Origin of the sequence: Pseudomonas cimarronensis (assembly GCF_049331905.1) — a bacterium.
Classification (GTDB): Bacteria; Pseudomonadota; Gammaproteobacteria; order Pseudomonadales; family Pseudomonadaceae; genus Aquipseudomonas.
Genome location: NZ_CP186283.1, coordinates 584,982 through 599,774 on the forward strand (window position 1 = coordinate 584,982; position 14,793 = coordinate 599,774).

Annotated in this window: 15 protein-coding genes; 8 read left to right on the forward strand and 7 right to left on the reverse strand. The window is 62.5% G+C overall.

What is annotated here, in order from left to right:
• Positions 1-104: 104 nt before the first annotated feature.
• Positions 105-1,019 carry an oxygen-dependent coproporphyrinogen oxidase gene (gene hemF, locus ACOCLD_RS02780; protein WP_422910766.1) on the reverse strand — a complete coding sequence of 305 codons (915 nt, stop codon included), beginning with the start codon at positions 1,017-1,019 and terminating at the stop codon, positions 105-107.
• A gap of 257 nt (positions 1,020-1,276) precedes the next feature.
• Between hemF and ACOCLD_RS02785 the strand changes: the two genes are divergently transcribed.
• Positions 1,277-2,254 carry an NADPH:quinone reductase gene (locus ACOCLD_RS02785; protein WP_422910767.1) on the forward strand — a complete coding sequence of 326 codons (978 nt, stop codon included), beginning with the start codon at positions 1,277-1,279 and terminating at the stop codon, positions 2,252-2,254.
• An 86-nt stretch (positions 2,255-2,340) separates the two neighbouring features.
• Here the strand turns inward: ACOCLD_RS02785 and ACOCLD_RS02790 are convergent, their stop codons facing one another.
• The 3 genes from ACOCLD_RS02790 to ACOCLD_RS02800 all read right to left on the reverse strand — a co-directional run bounded on the left by ACOCLD_RS02790 (position 2,341) and on the right by ACOCLD_RS02800 (position 5,170).
• The gene (locus tag ACOCLD_RS02790; RefSeq protein ID WP_392539128.1) at positions 2,341-2,898 is read right to left on the reverse strand and encodes an L-threonylcarbamoyladenylate synthase; all 558 of its coding nucleotides are present in this window, start codon (positions 2,896-2,898) and stop codon (positions 2,341-2,343) included.
• 42 nt (positions 2,899-2,940) lie between these two features.
• Positions 2,941-4,056, reverse strand: a complete 1,116-nt coding sequence (dprA, locus tag ACOCLD_RS02795) for a DNA-processing protein DprA (protein WP_422910768.1) — start codon at positions 4,054-4,056, stop codon at positions 2,941-2,943.
• Positions 4,057-4,144: 88 nt separating this feature from the next.
• The gene (locus tag ACOCLD_RS02800; RefSeq protein WP_422910769.1) at positions 4,145-5,170 is read right to left on the reverse strand and encodes a LysM peptidoglycan-binding domain-containing protein; all 1,026 of its coding nucleotides are present in this window, start codon (positions 5,168-5,170) and stop codon (positions 4,145-4,147) included.
• Between the two features lie 152 nt (positions 5,171-5,322).
• Here ACOCLD_RS02800 and def point away from each other — a divergent pair, with 152 nt between their 5' ends.
• The 5 genes from def to ACOCLD_RS02825 are packed head-to-tail and all read left to right on the forward strand — an operon-like array spanning position 5,323 to position 9,875.
• Positions 5,323-5,829, forward strand: a complete 507-nt coding sequence (gene def, locus ACOCLD_RS02805; RefSeq protein ID WP_233685733.1) for a peptide deformylase — start codon at positions 5,323-5,325, stop codon at positions 5,827-5,829.
• A 54-nt stretch (positions 5,830-5,883) separates the two neighbouring features.
• Positions 5,884-6,828, forward strand: coding sequence for a methionyl-tRNA formyltransferase (gene fmt / locus ACOCLD_RS02810; RefSeq protein WP_422910770.1), 945 nt, complete (start codon positions 5,884-5,886; stop codon positions 6,826-6,828).
• Positions 6,825-8,138, forward strand: coding sequence for a 16S rRNA (cytosine(967)-C(5))-methyltransferase RsmB (rsmB, locus tag ACOCLD_RS02815; RefSeq protein WP_422910771.1), 1,314 nt, complete (start codon positions 6,825-6,827; stop codon positions 8,136-8,138). Before fmt ends, rsmB begins: the two co-directional genes overlap by 4 nt.
• Positions 8,139-8,150: 12 nt before the next feature.
• A complete protein-coding gene (trkA, locus tag ACOCLD_RS02820) occupies positions 8,151-9,524 on the forward strand; it encodes a Trk system potassium transporter TrkA (RefSeq protein ID WP_257776400.1) in 1,374 nt (457 codons plus the stop codon).
• A 9-nt stretch (positions 9,525-9,533) separates the two neighbouring features.
• The gene (locus tag ACOCLD_RS02825; protein ID WP_422910772.1) at positions 9,534-9,875 is read left to right on the forward strand and encodes a hypothetical protein; all 342 of its coding nucleotides are present in this window, start codon (positions 9,534-9,536) and stop codon (positions 9,873-9,875) included.
• Here ACOCLD_RS02825 and ACOCLD_RS02830 read toward each other — a convergent pair.
• The 3 genes from ACOCLD_RS02830 to ACOCLD_RS02840 form a co-directional block, all read right to left on the reverse strand.
• Entirely contained in the window at positions 9,859-10,128 is a 270-nt protein-coding gene (locus ACOCLD_RS02830) for a PilZ domain-containing protein (RefSeq protein ID WP_422910773.1), read from the reverse strand. The two genes, ACOCLD_RS02825 and ACOCLD_RS02830, sit on opposite strands and share 17 nt — an antisense overlap.
• A gap of 68 nt (positions 10,129-10,196) precedes the next feature.
• Entirely contained in the window at positions 10,197-11,084 is an 888-nt protein-coding gene (locus ACOCLD_RS02835; protein ID WP_422910774.1) for a lysophospholipid acyltransferase, read from the reverse strand.
• A 45-nt stretch (positions 11,085-11,129) separates the two neighbouring features.
• Entirely contained in the window at positions 11,130-11,687 is a 558-nt protein-coding gene (locus ACOCLD_RS02840) for a DNA-3-methyladenine glycosylase I (protein ID WP_422910775.1), read from the reverse strand.
• 66 nt (positions 11,688-11,753) lie between these two features.
• Here ACOCLD_RS02840 and glyQ point away from each other — a divergent pair, with 66 nt between their 5' ends.
• A complete protein-coding gene (gene glyQ, locus ACOCLD_RS02845) occupies positions 11,754-12,701 on the forward strand; it encodes a glycine--tRNA ligase subunit alpha (protein WP_233685741.1) in 948 nt (315 codons plus the stop codon).
• Entirely contained in the window at positions 12,698-14,752 is a 2,055-nt protein-coding gene (gene glyS / locus ACOCLD_RS02850; RefSeq protein WP_422910776.1) for a glycine--tRNA ligase subunit beta, read from the forward strand. The genes glyQ and glyS overlap by 4 nt, the downstream gene beginning before the upstream one ends.
• Positions 14,753-14,793 lie beyond the last annotated feature (41 nt).

The following is a 14,793-nucleotide window of genomic DNA, read 5'->3' on the forward strand; positions in this document are numbered from 1 at the left end:
GCTTTGCTCCCCTCGCCCATTTATGGGAGAGAGGTCAGGGGAGAGGGACTTTCGATTCTGGCCCTCTCCCCAACCCTCTCCCGCAAGCGGGAGAGGGGGCCATTCTAGGCACCAGCCAACCAATCACGGTCGGTCAGGAAGTACTCGGTCAGCCGCGCCTCTTCACTGCCCGGCTGCGGCTTCCAGTCGTAGCCCCAGCGCACGTGCGGCGGCAGCGACATCAGGATCGATTCGGTGCGCCCGCCGGACTGCAAACCAAACAGCGTGCCACGGTCGAACACCAGGTTGAACTCCACATAACGGCCGCGGCGGAAGGCCTGGAATTCACGCTCGCGCTCGCTATAGGGGGTCAGCTTGCGCCGCTGCACGATGGGCAGGTAGGCCTGGATATAGGCATCGCCGATGGCGCGCATAAAGGCGAAGCTGGTGTCGAAGTCCCACTGATTCAGGTCATCGAAAAACAACCCGCCAATGCCGCGCGGCTCGCCGCGATGTTTGAGGTGGAAGTAGCGATCACACCAGGCCTTGAACTTCGGATAGACCTCAGCACCGAAGGGCGCGCAGGCATCAAAGGCCACCTGGTGCCAGTGCCGGCAGTCTTCTTCATTGCCGTAGTAGGGCGTCAGGTCGAAGCCACCGCCAAACCACCACACAGGCTCTTCACCTTCTTTCTCGGCGCTGAAGAAACGCACGTTGGCGTGGGAGGTCGGCACGTAAGGGTTTTCCGGGTGGATCACCAGTGACACGCCAAGGGCCTCGAAGCCACGTCCGGCCAGTTCCGGCCGATGTGCACTGGCCGAAGGCGGCAGGCTGTCGCCGAATACATGGGAGAAGTTCACCCCGCCCTTTTCGATCAGCGCTCCGTTTTCTATCACCCGCGTGCGCCCGCCACCGCCGGCTGGCCGCTGCCAGGCATCCTCGAAGAATTCGGCACCACCATCTTCGGCTTGCAGGGCAGTGCAGATACGGTCTTGCAGATCCAGCAGGTAGGCTTTGACGGCCTCAGTACGGTCACTCACGGCGGCACCTTGAAAACGGGTAAGGCCAGGCGGCACGTGGCCGCGGGGAAAAATGGGCGGCCAGCATAACATTTATGGCCTGCCATCCATGGCGGCCACCCTCCGGGCCGTCGCTGCGCGACGTTAAAAATGGCTCCCGGCCATTTTTTGCCACCCCAAGGCCGCAGTTGACGACGGTCAATGCAGACGATTGGATAACGGCACGTTTCTGCCCCTACGGGCATCATCCAGGCATTCAATCGCGGAAGACTCTGAAAATGGCCATGCGTATCCAGTTCAATCGTCACGGCGGCCCGGACGTCCTTGAATACACCGACTACAACCCCGCCGCCCCTGGCCCGAATGAAGTGCGGGTGCAGAACCAGGCGATTGGCCTGAATTTTATCGACACCTATTTCCGCAGCGGCCTGTATGCACCGCCAGCGCTGCCATCCAGCCTGGGCACTGAGGGTGCGGGGATCGTCGAGGCGGTGGGCTCTGCAGTGAGCGGCTTTCAGGTGGGCGACCGCGTCGCCTATGCCACCGGGCCGCTGGGTGCCTACAGCGAACTGCATGTGCTACCGGCCGAGAAGCTGGTGAAACTGCCGGACGCAATCAGCTTCGAGCAAGCGGCCGCCGTGATGCTCAAGGGGCTGACCGTGCAGTACCTGCTGCGCCAGACCTTCCCCCTGCAAGGTGGCGAAACCATCCTGTTTCATGCCGCCGCCGGCGGGGTGGGCTCCTTCGCCTGCCAGTGGGCGAAGGCACTTGGGGTCAAGTTGATCGGTACGGTCAGCTCGGCAGAAAAAGCCGCACGGGCCATGGATCAGGGCGCCTGGGCGACCATCGACTACAGCCATGAGAACGTCGCCCAGCGCGTGCTGGAACTGACCGACGGCAAGAAATGCCCGGTGGTCTACGACGGCGTCGGCCAGGACACCTGGGAAACCTCGCTGGACTGCGTGGCACCGCGCGGCCTGCTGGTCAGCTTCGGCAATGCATCGGGCGCGGTCACCGGCGTCAACCTGGGCATCCTCGCGCAGAAGGGCTCACTGTTCGTCACCCGCCCAACCCTGGCCGGATACGCCGACACGCCTTCCCGACTGCAAAGCATGGCCGACGAACTGTTCGCCATGATCGCCAGCGGCCACCTGCAGGTGGAGATCAGCAACCGCTATGCGCTCAAAGATGCGGCGCTGGCGCAAAGCGCCCTGAGCGCACGGCAAACCACCGGCTCGACCATTCTGCTGCCGTAGACCGTCTGCCAAACCGTCGCGGCTGAAGCCCCTCCCACAGCTGGGTGTGTCTGTGGGAGGGGCTTCAGCCGCGAGCTTTTGTTGCTTCAGGACGGACGGATCACATCCCCACTGATCAGGTCACGAATCAGGCTCGGGTTCTTGCGGCCGCCCAACGCCCCACCCAGCACCATGTCCAGCTGGCCGGGGAAGTACTGCTCGACCCGCAGACGCGACCGCGCAGACGGGCGACCTGCCGGGTTGGCCGAGGTCGACACCAGCGGCCCGGTCAGACGACACAACGCCTGCACCTGCGGATGATCACTGACGCGCAGGGCCACACTGCTGTGCTGACCACTGATCCATTCGGGCAAGCGATTCTGATGCGGCACCAGCCAGGTGTTGGGGCCTGGCCAGCTGCCGGCCAGGCGCGCCAGCCAGATTTCCGGCAGGTCTTCGAGAAGGAAATCGAACTGTTCGATATCGGCGGCCACCAGAATCAGGCCCTTGTGCACAGGCCGATCCTTGAGCGCCAGCAAGCGCTCTACCGCCTCGTCATTCCAGGGATCACAGCCCAGCCCCCACACCGCCTCGGTCGGATAGGCAATCACGCCGCCATTGCGCACCACCCGTGCGGCTTGCTGTATCTGCCAGTTGCTAACCATTCACTGCTCTCCACTGAACACCTGGCGGGCAGTGTATCCAAGCTAAAGCACGCGGCCCACCCAGCGACCATTTTCACAGGCAATGTGGCCTTCCAGTTCCAGCTCGGTCAGCGCCGCCAGCACGTCAGCCAGAGGCCAGCCACTGGCGACCACCAGCGCTTCGCTGCTATGCGGCGCGGCATGCAGTAAAGCCAGTAAAGGGTGGTTGAGCGACTCTGGCTTAAGCGCTGCGCTTGCGGGTGGCTGCGCCTGCCAGCCACGCAGCGCCTGGAGAATGTCCTCGATGCTTTCTACCAGCGTGGCACCTTCGCGGATCAACTGATGACAGCCACGGGCACCGGGATGATGAATCGAACCGGGAATCGCATACACCTCACGGCCCTGTTCGGCAGCCAACCGTGCAGTGATCAGCGAACCACTGGAGGGGCTGGCTTCCACCACCAGCACGCCCACAGAAAGACCGCTGATAATCCTGTTGCGCCGGGGAAAGTTACTCGCCTGCGGCGGACAATCCAGCGGTAATTCCGACACCAGCGCACCACCCTGGGCGACGATATCGGCGGCGAGTTGCTTGTGCCGCGCCGGGTAAAGACACTGCAAGCCGGTGCCAAGCACCGCCACTGTCTTGCCATTGGCATCCAGTGCACCCTGGTGGGCCGCGCCATCGATACCCAAGGCCAAACCGCTGGTAATCACAAAACCACCGCCGGCCAGGCTGCGAGCAAAACTCTGCGCAGTATCCAGCCCTGGCCGCGAAGCGCGCCGACTGCCGACCATCGCCAGTTGCGGCTGCTCCAGCAGCGTCGGGTCACCTGCAACAAACAACAACGGCGGTGCATCCACCAACTCGGCCAACAACCCTGGATAAATCACGTCATCCCACATCACCACGTGATGCGCATCATCTTCCAGCCAAGACAGACTTTGCGCGGCACGCTCACGCACCTCGGCACTGCGCCGAGCCTCGCTGCACACCTGCGGCAAACCCAGGGAACGCCAGGCACTAGCCGGCGCGCTAAGCGCGGCAGATGCACTGTCGAAGGCACTGAGGAGTTTACGAAAGCGCCGTGGGCCAAGCTCCGGCAGACAATGCAAACGCAGGCGGGCTTCCAGCTCGGCGGGGGAGACAGCAGGCGCAATAGCAGCAGAGTGCGACATACGGATCATCCTTGATCAGTCGCGCCGAACGGGCGGCAGGAAATTCAGCAGATAATAAAAAGCCCCGCATCTGCGGGGCTTTTCAGTGTTACGGGTTACGCACTTTGTCCATGATCGCCAGCGAGCGCGAGGCCCCCAGCACCAGGCCGTAGCTGAGCTTGTCGTAGGTGCGGAAGACCATCAGCAAGCCCGCGCGCTCGTCCGGAATCTTCACCGCTTCGCCAGTTACCCGGTCACGTACGGTTTCGCCGGTCTTGTAGATGGCCAGTACGTTGCCTTCCTTCAAGCCATCACGGGCACCCCTGTTGATGGTCACCACATCGAACTGACCAATCTGGGTCACGCCGCGCGGCACATCGAGGATCACGCCGTTAACCTCACTGGCTGGCTCGCTCGGCATAAAGGTCGAATTGATCGGACGCTCTTCGGTGGCGAACAGGCGGTCGCCAAGGCGCACTTCCTGAGTCGAACGGGTCAGCACCATGGTGCCGACGTCACCTTCTTCGGCGACGATCTCACCGGAACCGATATCATCGGCGTTGATCCCGAGGAACTCCTGGGTATCCGGATCGATGTAGGTTTTGCCCTGGCGGAAGATGCCATAGGCCGGCGCGGCCTGGTCGAACTTGCCACGGGCATACACGCGATCACCCGCACCGCTGACCACCCGCTCGGCATTGCCGGCCACGATATAAGGCGCGCCCTGGAACTGCTCAGGGGTATCGACAATGCGGTTGACCAGCAGGAAGCTGTTGATCGCCTCCAGCGGAATTGCCGGAATGGCTTCAGCCATCGGCGTACTGCGAATTTGCGGCGACAGCTTGATGGTGCCGCGCGACTCGCCACGGTTAAGCATCAGGCGCGGTTGGCCATCGATGTACACCAGGCTCAGTTGGTCGCCCGGATAGATCAGATGAGGATTTTCCACCTGCGGGTTGGCGTGCCAGATTTCTGGCCACTTCCACGGCTGACTGAGAAATTTTCCGGAGATATCCCAGAGGGTGTCGCCTTTGACCACGGTGTAACGGTCTGGGTGACCGTCCTTGAGTTGCACTTCGGCCTGGGCCAAGCCGCTTGCGGCAAGCAGCAGCAGGGCGAGTAGTGATTTCCTCATGCGGTGAATCCCTTTATTATGTGTCTTCACGTGGAGCGCCCTAGCGCCGCGACGAAACCCAGTCGTGCTGCGGCGTGAAGCCGTTTTTCAATGCTGCTCATCATCTTAGCAGCGGATTTTGACTTTATTCCACAAGTGCATCACAAACGCATATGGCGATCCTGAATATCCTCGAATTTCCCGATCCGCGCCTGCGCACCATCGCCAAGCCGGTGGACGTGGTCGACGACGCCTTGCGTCAACTGATCGATGACATGTTTGAAACCATGTACGACGCACCGGGCATCGGCCTGGCTGCGACGCAGGTCAACGTGCACAAGCGCGTGGTGGTGATGGATCTGTCCGAGGACAAGTCCGAGCCACGGGTGTTTATCAACCCCGAGTTCGAGCCGCTGACCGAAGAGATGGATCAGTACCAGGAAGGCTGCCTGTCGGTGCCGGGCTTCTACGAAAACGTCGACCGCCCGCAGAAGGTCAAGATCAAGGCCCTGGATCGTGATGGCCAGCCCTATGAGCTGATCGCCGAAGGCCTGCTTGCCGTATGCATCCAGCACGAATGCGACCACCTCAACGGCAAGCTGTTCGTCGATTACCTGTCTACGCTCAAACGCGACCGCATCAAGAAGAAGCTGGAAAAGCAGCACCGCCAGCAGGCTTGAGCCACATCATTACAAAGGCTTGCTGCGGCAAGCCTTTTTCTTTAGCGAGCCCCCATGACTGAAGCACTGCGTATCGTGTTTGCCGGCACCCCGGAATTCGCCGCCGAGCACCTCAAAGCGCTGCTCGACAGCCCACACCAGGTCATTGCCGTATACAGCCAGCCGGACCGCCCGGCCGGGCGCGGGCAGAAACTCACGCCCAGCCCGGTCAAGCAGCTCGCTCTGCAGCATGACATCCCGGTTTACCAGCCGCAGACCCTGCGCGACCCTGCCGCACAAGCCGAGCTGGCGGCGCTCAAGCCCGACCTGATGGTGGTGGTCGCTTACGGCCTGATCCTGCCGCAGGTGGTGCTGGATACACCGCGCCTGGGCTGTATCAACAGTCACGCCTCACTGTTGCCACGCTGGCGTGGCGCCGCACCGATTCAACGCGCGGTCGAAGCCGGTGATGCCGAAAGCGGCGTGACCGTGATGCAGATGGAAGCCGGCCTGGATACCGGGCCGATGCTGCTCAAAGTCAGCACTCCGATCTCGCCAGCCGATACAGGCGGCAGCCTGCACGACCGCCTCGCCAGTCTTGGTCCTCACGCCGTGATTCAGGCTATCAGCGGCCTGGCCGACGGTACGCTCAAGGGCGAGGTGCAGGACGACAGCCTGGCGACCTATGCACACAAGCTGAACAAAGACGAAGCGCGCTTGGACTGGAGCCGACCGGCCGTGGAACTGGAGCGCCTGGTGCGCGCCTTTCACCCGTGGCCGATCTGCCACAGCACGCTCAATGGCGAAGCCATCAAGGTACACGCCGCCGCACTAGGCGAAGGGCAGGGCCAACCTGGCAGCATTCTCGCCGCCGATAAATCCAGCCTGACCGTGGCCTGTGGCGTAGGCGCATTGCGCCTGACCCGCCTGCAGCTGCCCGGCGGCAAAGCGCTGAACTTCAGTGATCTGTACAACAGCCGCCGCGAGCAGTTCGCCCCTGGCCTGGTGCTCGGGCAATGAACCCACGTCTCGCTGCCGCCCGCGCCCTGGCCAGCGTACTGGCCGGCAAGGCATCACTGGGCAGCAGCCTGCCGCCGTTGCTGGACAAGGTCGAACCGCGTGACCGTGGCCTGGCTCAGGATCTGGCCTTTGGCACTGCACGCTGGCAGCCACGCCTGGCCCTGATCGCCGAAAAGCTGCTGCAGAAACCCTTCAAAGCCGCCGACCGTGATGTCGAAGCGCTGCTGCTGATTGGCCTCTATCAGCTGTTCTACAGCCGTATTCCCGCCCACGCTGCCATCGGTGAAACGGTGGCCTGCGTCGATAAGCTGAAAAAGCCCTCGCTCAAGGGTCTGCTCAATGCCGTGCTGCGCAACGCCCAGCGCGACGGTGAAAGCATTATCGCCAGCCTCGACCGTGATCCAGTGCTACACACCGCCCACCCGCGCTGGCTGCAGAAAGCCCTGAAAGCCCAGTGGCCGCAGCAGTGGGAAGCCATCTGCGCGGCCAACAATGCCCACCCACCATTGATTCTGCGGGTCAATCGCCGCCTCGGCAGCCGTGACGACTACCTGGCCGAACTGCGCCGCGTTGGCTTCGAAGCCGAGCCCTGCACCTTTAGCCGTGACGGCATCCGCCTGCTGCCCGCCTGTGATGTCACCACTTTGCCGGGTTTCGGCGAAGGGCGTGTCAGCGTGCAGGATGAAGCGGCGCAACTGGCGGCCGAACTACTCGATCTGGCACCCGGCCAGCGCGTGCTGGATGCCTGCGCCGCGCCCGGCGGCAAGACCTGCCACCTGCTCGAAGCCGAACCTGGGCTAAGCGGCGTGGTGGCGGTGGATCTGGAAGAAAAGCGCCTGGTGCGCGTGCGCGAAAACCTCAAGCGCCTCAATCTGCACGCCGAGCTGTTCGCCGCCGATGGCCGTGATCTGGCCGCATGGTGGGACGGCAAGCCGTTCCAGCGCATTCTGCTCGACGCGCCCTGTTCAGCCACCGGGGTGATTCGCCGTCATCCGGATATCAAACTGACCCGCCAGGCCGATGACATTCCCGCCCTCGCGCAGCTGCAAGGCGAACTGCTGGACAGCCTGTGGCAGACCCTGGAGGTCGGCGGCATCCTGCTCTACGCCACCTGCTCGGTGATGCAGGCAGAGAACAGTGACAACATCGCCGCCTTTCTCGCCCGCACCCCCGGTGCTCGCGAGCTTGATATCGGCGGCCCGTTCGGTGTGCCAACGCCCCACGGCCGCCAGCTCTTCCCGCAAGAAGACGGCCACGACGGCTTCTACTATGCCAAGCTGATAAAAGTCGCCGCGACTCCCCGCGGCTAACGGAGCGATCCTGTGAAGATCATCATTCTCGGCGCCGGCCAGGTTGGCGGCACCCTGGCGGAACACCTGGCCAGCGAAGCCAACGACATCACCGTGGTCGACACCGACGGTGACCGTCTGCGCGACCTCGGCGACCGTCTGGATATTCGCACCGTACAAGGTCGCGGCTCGTTCCCCACAGTGCTGCGCCAGGCCGGCGCGGACGATGCCGACATGTTGGTGGCGGTGACCAACAGCGATGAGATCAACATGATCGCCTGTCAGGTGGCCTACAGCCTGTTCCACACCCCGACCAAGATTGCCCGGGTGCGCGAGGCGGCCTACCTGACCCGCAGCGGCCTGTTCAACAACGAGTCGATTCCGGTCGACGTGCTGATCAGCCCCGAGCAGGTGGTGACCAACTACATCAAGCGCCTGATCGAATACCCCGGCGCCCTGCAGGTGATCGACTTCGCCGAGGGCAAGGCCCAGCTGGTGGCAGTCAAGGCCTACTACGGCGGCCCGCTGGTCGGCCAGCAGCTGCGGCAGCTGCGCGAACACATGCCCAATGTTGACACCCGGGTGGCGGCGATCTTCCGCCGCAACCGGGCGATCATGCCGCAAGGCGACACGGTGATCGAAGCCGATGATGAAGTGTTCTTTATCGCCGCCAAGGCGCATATCCGCGCGGTAATGAGCGAAATGCGCCGCATGGAAGACAGCTACAAGAAGGTGGTGATCGCCGGTGGCGGGCATATCGGCGAACGTCTGGCCGAAGCCATCGAAAGCCGCTACCAGGTGAAGATCATCGAGATGAATCCGGCACGCTGCCGCTACCTCTCGGAAACCCTCGACAGCACCATCGTGCTGCAGGGCAGCGCCTCGGACCGCGACCTGCTGGTGGAAGAGAATATCAGCGACGCCGACATCTTCCTCGCCCTGACCAACGACGATGAAGCCAACATCATGTCCTCCTTGCTGGCCAAGCGCCTGGGCGCACGCAAGGTGATGACCATCATCAACAACCCGGCCTACGTTGACCTGGTGCAGGGTGGTGAGATCGACATTGCCATCAGCCCGCAGCTGGCCACCATCGGCACCCTGCTGACCCACGTGCGCCGTGGCGATATCGAAAGCGTGCACAGCCTGCGCCGTGGCGCGGCGGAAGCCATCGAAGCGATTGCCCACGGTGACGCCAAATCGAGCAAGGTGGTCGGCCGCATGATCGAAGACATTGCCCTGCCGCCGGGCACCACCATCGGCGCGATCATCCGCAATGAAGAAGTGCTGATTGCCCACGACGACACGATGATCGAATCCGGTGACCACGTGATCCTGTTTCTGGTCGACAAAAAATACATCCGCGATGCCGAGCGCCTGTTCCAGGTCGGCCTGACGTTCTTTTAGGAATCGAACATGAGCACCGAAGCCCTGGAGAAGATGCTGGCCAAGGGAATGGACAACGCCCTGCTGCGCTTCGGCCTGGGCAAGGGCTATCTGGATGCGGCTGAGTTCGCCAGGGCGGCGGAGCATTTGCAGCGCTGCATTGAGTTCGATGCGCAGTATTCAGCAGCCTGGAAGCTGCTCGGTCAGGCGCTGAACAAGCAGGGCTTGCAGGATCAGGCACGAACGGCCTGGATACAGGGATTACAGGCGGCAGAACAGAAGGGCGACAAACAGGCCGGCAAAGAGATTGCGGTGTTTCTCAAACGGCTGGACAAACTCGCCCAGAAGCTGCCGACTAGTCGTTCTGGATAAAGCGCAGGCCAACGCCCAGCGGCTCAACGCGCACCACTTCCAGAGTAAGAACCGGTGCCTCCATCGGCAGGCCCTGCACCTGACCCTGCACCTGCTCGCCCATGGCCAGCGTGTTTTGTGCCTGATCCATCAGCACATACACACCGCACTCGGAAATATCCCGGGTGGTGACCATCAGCTCGCCATGCAGCGGATGTTCGATGCGCAGGCGTACCTTGAGGGGGGTGCGGACATTCTTTCGACTATTGCTCATGCGCCGTCCGTTCGAGTGGATTCCCCCAGCCTAGTCGAGAGCAAGCTCCGCCTGCAACTCAGACCCATTCAATACCACTTGGCTTCACCTTCCGGACGCTTCTTGAAGCGCTTCATGTTCCACATATATTGGCTGGGTGCCTGGCGCACCTGCTTCTCGATGCCCTGGTTGAGCGCAGCTACTGCTGCCTCGATATCGTCGCCGTAGAGCGCGTCTGGCGCCGCTTCGATCACCACACGGTAGCCACTGCCATCGTCCAGGCGCAGGGCGTGCATAAATACCGCTTCAGCCTTGCGGTCCTTGACCAGCGACGGCACAAATTTGCTGGTCAGCGCCGGCACCCCGAAGAAGGGCACGAATACACCGCTGGAGAGGCTCGGCTCCGGGTCGGCGGCAATCCCCGCGACACCGCCTTTGCGCACCTGTTTGATCAGGCTGAGAATGCCTTCCTTGGTCGACGGTGCCAGGCTGTTGCCCAACTGCACGCGCTGTTTGACCAGCAGCTCATCAACGGCCTTGAGCTTGATCGGGCGGTAGAGAATGATCGGCTTGCACAGCGAGCAGACGTACTGCAGCAGCACTTCCCAGTTGCCCAAGTGGCTGCTGATCAGTACCACGCCCTTGCCACTGGCCAGGGCATCCTGCAGCACCTGCATGCCCTCAACCTGCTTGATCAGCCCCAGCGTCTTGTTGGCGGGCCAGATCCAGGCGCAGGCGCTTTCGGTGAGGGTCTTGCCGATATCCCGCAGGCTTTCACCCACCAGACGCTCACGCTGGTCCGCCGGCAGGTGGGCAAAACAGCCGGCCAGGTTGATCCGGGTCACTTCACGGGAACGGTTCGGCAGCTTCCACATCAGCCAGCCAATCGCCGCGCCCACCGCCTGCACTGCTCGCCATGGCAGCAGGGCAAACAGGCGCAGAAACCCCACCACCAGGGCACCTTTGAACTTTTCCACAGGCAACTCCAGCCGATCAAAAGGCGACCATTGTAACCGCCTGCGCTAGCGGGCGTTGAGTTGCGCGTAGCGGTCACAGTCGGTGGTGTGATCCATGACCATGCCGCTGGCCTGCATATAGGCGTAACAGATGGTCGGCCCGACAAAGGTGAAACCGGCCTTCTTCAGCGCCTTGCTCATCGCTTCGGCTTCCGGGGTCACCGCCGGTACCTGGCCGCGTTCGCTGAAGTGGTTGATCTTCGGCACGCCGCCGACAAACGACCAGAGCAGGGCCACCGGGTCTTCCAGCTTGAGCCAGGCCTGGGCGTTCTTACGCACAGCCTGGAGCTTGAGGCGGTTGCGGATGATGCCGGGATCCTGCATCAGGGTGTCTTCGATGTATTCATCGGTCAGTGCAGCCAGGCGCTGCACATCGAAAGCGAACAGTACCTTGCGGTAATGCTCGCGCTTCTTCAACACGGTGATCCACGACAGGCCGGCCTGAAAACCTTCCAGCAAGAGCAATTCGAACAGCACCTGGGGGTCACGCTGCGGTACCCCCCATTCTTCATCGTGGTAAGCCTGATAAAGCGGATCGTCAGAGCACCAAAAGCAGCGTGGCATGCGGGTTTTCCTGAGCTTCGGTATACTCGCGGACTTTCTCAAGCCGCCAAAGTACGGGTGAAATTTGTGAGCCAGACTACGCCTGCCGTGCGCACCTTCCAAGACTTGATCCTCGCCCTGCAACAGTACTGGGCCGAGCAGGGCTGTGTGGTGTTGCAGCCCTACGATATGGAAGTTGGCGCGGGCACCTTCCACACCGCCACGTTTCTCCGTGCCATTGGCCCAGAGACCTGGAACGCCGCCTACGTGCAGCCTTCCCGTCGTCCGGCAGACGGCCGTTATGGCGAAAACCCCAACCGCCTGCAGCACTATTACCAGTTCCAGGTGGTGCTCAAGCCGAACCCGGAGAACTTCCAGGAACTGTACCTCGGCTCGCTGAAGGCCATCGGTATTGATCCGCTGGTGCACGACATCCGCTTCGTTGAAGACAACTGGGAATCGCCGACCCTCGGCGCCTGGGGTCTGGGTTGGGAAATCTGGTTGAACGGCATGGAAGTCACCCAGTTCACCTACTTCCAGCAAGTCGGTGGCATCGAGTGCTACCCGGTGACCGGTGAGATCACCTATGGCCTGGAGCGCCTGGCCATGTACCTGCAGGGCGTCGACTCGGTGTACGACCTGGTGTGGACCGACGGCCAGTTCGGCAAGGTCACCTATGGCGATGTGTTCCACCAGAACGAAGTGGAACAATCGACCTACAACTTCGAACACGCCAACGTCGACAAGCTGTTCGAGCTGTTCGACTTCTACGAGTCGGAAGCCAACCGCCTGATCGAGTTGGAGCTGCCGCTGCCGACCTACGAGATGGTGCTCAAGGCCTCGCACACCTTCAACCTGCTGGATGCGCGCCGAGCCATCTCGGTGACTGCACGTCAGCAATACATCCTGCGCGTGCGTGCGCTGGCCCGTTCGGTGGCGCAGAGCTACCTGCAAGCGCGGCGCAAACTCGGCTTCCCGCTCGCCACCCCCGACCTGCGTGATGAAGTATTGGCCAAGCTGGAGGCTGCAGAATGAGTGCGCACGATTTCCTGGTAGAACTGGGCACCGAAGAGCTGCCACCCAAAGCCCTGAAGACCCTCGGTGAAGCCTTCCTGGCCGGCATCGAGAAAGGCCTCAAGGCTGCTGGCCTTGGCTACAGCAACGTACGCTATTACGCTGCGCCGCGTCGTCTGGCAGTGCTGGTGGAGCAACTCGCGACCCAGCAACCGGACCGCACCGTCAACCTCGATGGCCCGCCCGTACAGGCGGCGTTCGACAAAGACGGCAACCCGACTCAGGCCGCGCTGGGCTTCGCCAAGAAGTGCGGCGTTGAGCTGAGCCAGATTGATCAGAGCGGCCCCAAGCTGAAATTCAGCCAGAGCATTGCGGGTCAAGCGGCAGCTGGCCTGCTGCCGGGCATCGTTGAAACCTCGCTGAACGAACTGCCGATCCCGAAACGTATGCGCTGGGGCGCGCGTAAAACCGAATTCGTCCGCCCAAGCCAGTGGCTGGTGATGCTGTTCGGTGACGAAGTGATCGATTGCGAAATCCTTGCCCAGCAAGCCGGCCGGGTTTCCCGTGGCCACCGCTTCCACGCCAACCACGACGTGCGTATCAGCTCGCCGGCCAGCTATGCCGAAGACCTACGCAGCGCCTATGTGATTGCCGACTTTGCCGAGCGCCGCGCGCAGATCATCGCGCGGGTCAATGAACTGGCTGCAGCAGAGCAGGGCAGCGCCATCGTGCCGCCAGCGCTGCTGGATGAAGTCAGCGCACTGGTCGAATGGCCGGTGCCGCTGGTCTGCTCGTTCGAGGAACGCTTCCTCGAAGTGCCGCAGGAAGCGCTGATCACCACCATGCAGGACAACCAGAAGTACTTCTGCCTGCTCGATGGCAATGGCAAGCTGCTGCCACGCTTTATCACCGTGGCCAACGTCGAGAGCAAAGACCCGGCGCAGATCATTTCCGGCAACGAGAAGGTGGTTCGTCCGCGCCTGACCGACGCCGAGTTCTTCTTCAAGCAGGACAAGAAGCAGAAGCTGGAAAGCTTCAACCAGCGCCTGGCCAATGTGGTGTTCCAGGCCCAGCTCGGCTCGGTCTATGACAAGGCGCAGCGTGTCTCCGCCCTGGCTGGTTTTATCGCCCAGCGCATCGGTGGCGACGCCACCCGCGCCGCGCGTGCCGGTATCCTCTGCAAGTGCGATCTGGCCAGTGAAATGGTCGGCGAATTCCCGGAAATGCAGGGCATCGCTGGTTACTACTACGCCAAGCACGATGGCGAAGCCGAAGACGTCGCCCTGGCGCTGAACGAGCAGTACATGCCGCGCGGTGCCGGCGCCGAGCTGCCGAGCACCCTCACCGGTGCTGCCGTGGCCCTGGCCGACAAGCTGGATACCCTGGTCGGCATCTTCGGCATCGGCATGCTGCCCACCGGCAGCAAGGACCCCTACGCCCTGCGTCGCGCCGCCCTTGGGGTGCTGCGTATCCTGATCGAGAAGCAGCTGGATCTGGACCTGGCCGAAGCCATCGCTTTCTCCATCAACCAGTTCGCCGACAAGGTTAAAGCCGACGGCCTAGCTCCACAGGTACAGGACTTTATCTTCGACCGCCTGCGTGCGCGTTATGAGGACGAAGGCGTCGACGTGGCCGTGTACCAGGCCGTGCGCGCGGTCAGCCCGACTTCGCCGCTGGACTTCGACCAACGCGTGCAGGCTGTACAGGCGTTCCGCAAGCTGCCCGAAGCAGAAGTCCTGGCGGCTGCCAACAAGCGTGTATCCAACCTGCTGAGCAAAGCTGAAGGCCAGGTCGCAGCGAGCGTCGAAGCCCATCACTTCGACAACCCCAGCGAGTTCGCCCTCAACGCCGCCATCCAGCAGGCCGAACATGCAGTACAACCGCTGGCTGCCGCACGCCAGTACAACCTGGCGCTGAGCCAACTGGCCAACCTGCGCGAGCCGGTGGACGCCTTCTTCGTGGCCGTACTGGTCAACGCCGAAGACCCTGCCGTGCGGGCCAACCGCTATGCACTGCTGGCCAAGCTGCGCGGCCTGTTCCTCGGCGTCGCGGATATCTCGGTACTGGGCTAAGGCCTGCTGAACACCCGGTGGGCTGCACAGCCCACCTTTAC

What these genes read in the sequence shown, in the direction of transcription:
- dprA (WP_422910768.1), bottom strand. Translation starts at nt 4,056, where the DNA reads ATGTCGCACTCTGCTGCTATTGCGCCTGCTGTCTCCCCCGCCGAGCTG.
- def (WP_233685733.1), top strand. Translation starts at nt 5,323, where the DNA reads ATGGCGATCCTGAATATCCTCGAATTTCCCGATCCGCGCCTGCGCACC.
- ACOCLD_RS02800 (WP_422910769.1), bottom strand. Translation starts at nt 5,170, where the DNA reads ATGAGGAAATCACTACTCGCCCTGCTGCTGCTTGCCGCAAGCGGCTTG.
- ACOCLD_RS02785 (WP_422910767.1), top strand. Translation starts at nt 1,277, where the DNA reads ATGGCCATGCGTATCCAGTTCAATCGTCACGGCGGCCCGGACGTCCTT.
- rsmB (WP_422910771.1), top strand. Translation starts at nt 6,825, where the DNA reads ATGAACCCACGTCTCGCTGCCGCCCGCGCCCTGGCCAGCGTACTGGCC.
- glyS (WP_422910776.1), top strand. Translation starts at nt 12,698, where the DNA reads ATGAGTGCGCACGATTTCCTGGTAGAACTGGGCACCGAAGAGCTGCCA.
- ACOCLD_RS02840 (WP_422910775.1), bottom strand. Translation starts at nt 11,687, where the DNA reads ATGCCACGCTGCTTTTGGTGCTCTGACGATCCGCTTTATCAGGCTTAC.
- ACOCLD_RS02790 (WP_392539128.1), bottom strand. Translation starts at nt 2,898, where the DNA reads ATGGTTAGCAACTGGCAGATACAGCAAGCCGCACGGGTGGTGCGCAAT.
- fmt (WP_422910770.1), top strand. Translation starts at nt 5,884, where the DNA reads ATGACTGAAGCACTGCGTATCGTGTTTGCCGGCACCCCGGAATTCGCC.
- ACOCLD_RS02825 (WP_422910772.1), top strand. Translation starts at nt 9,534, where the DNA reads ATGAGCACCGAAGCCCTGGAGAAGATGCTGGCCAAGGGAATGGACAAC.
- ACOCLD_RS02830 (WP_422910773.1), bottom strand. Translation starts at nt 10,128, where the DNA reads ATGAGCAATAGTCGAAAGAATGTCCGCACCCCCCTCAAGGTACGCCTG.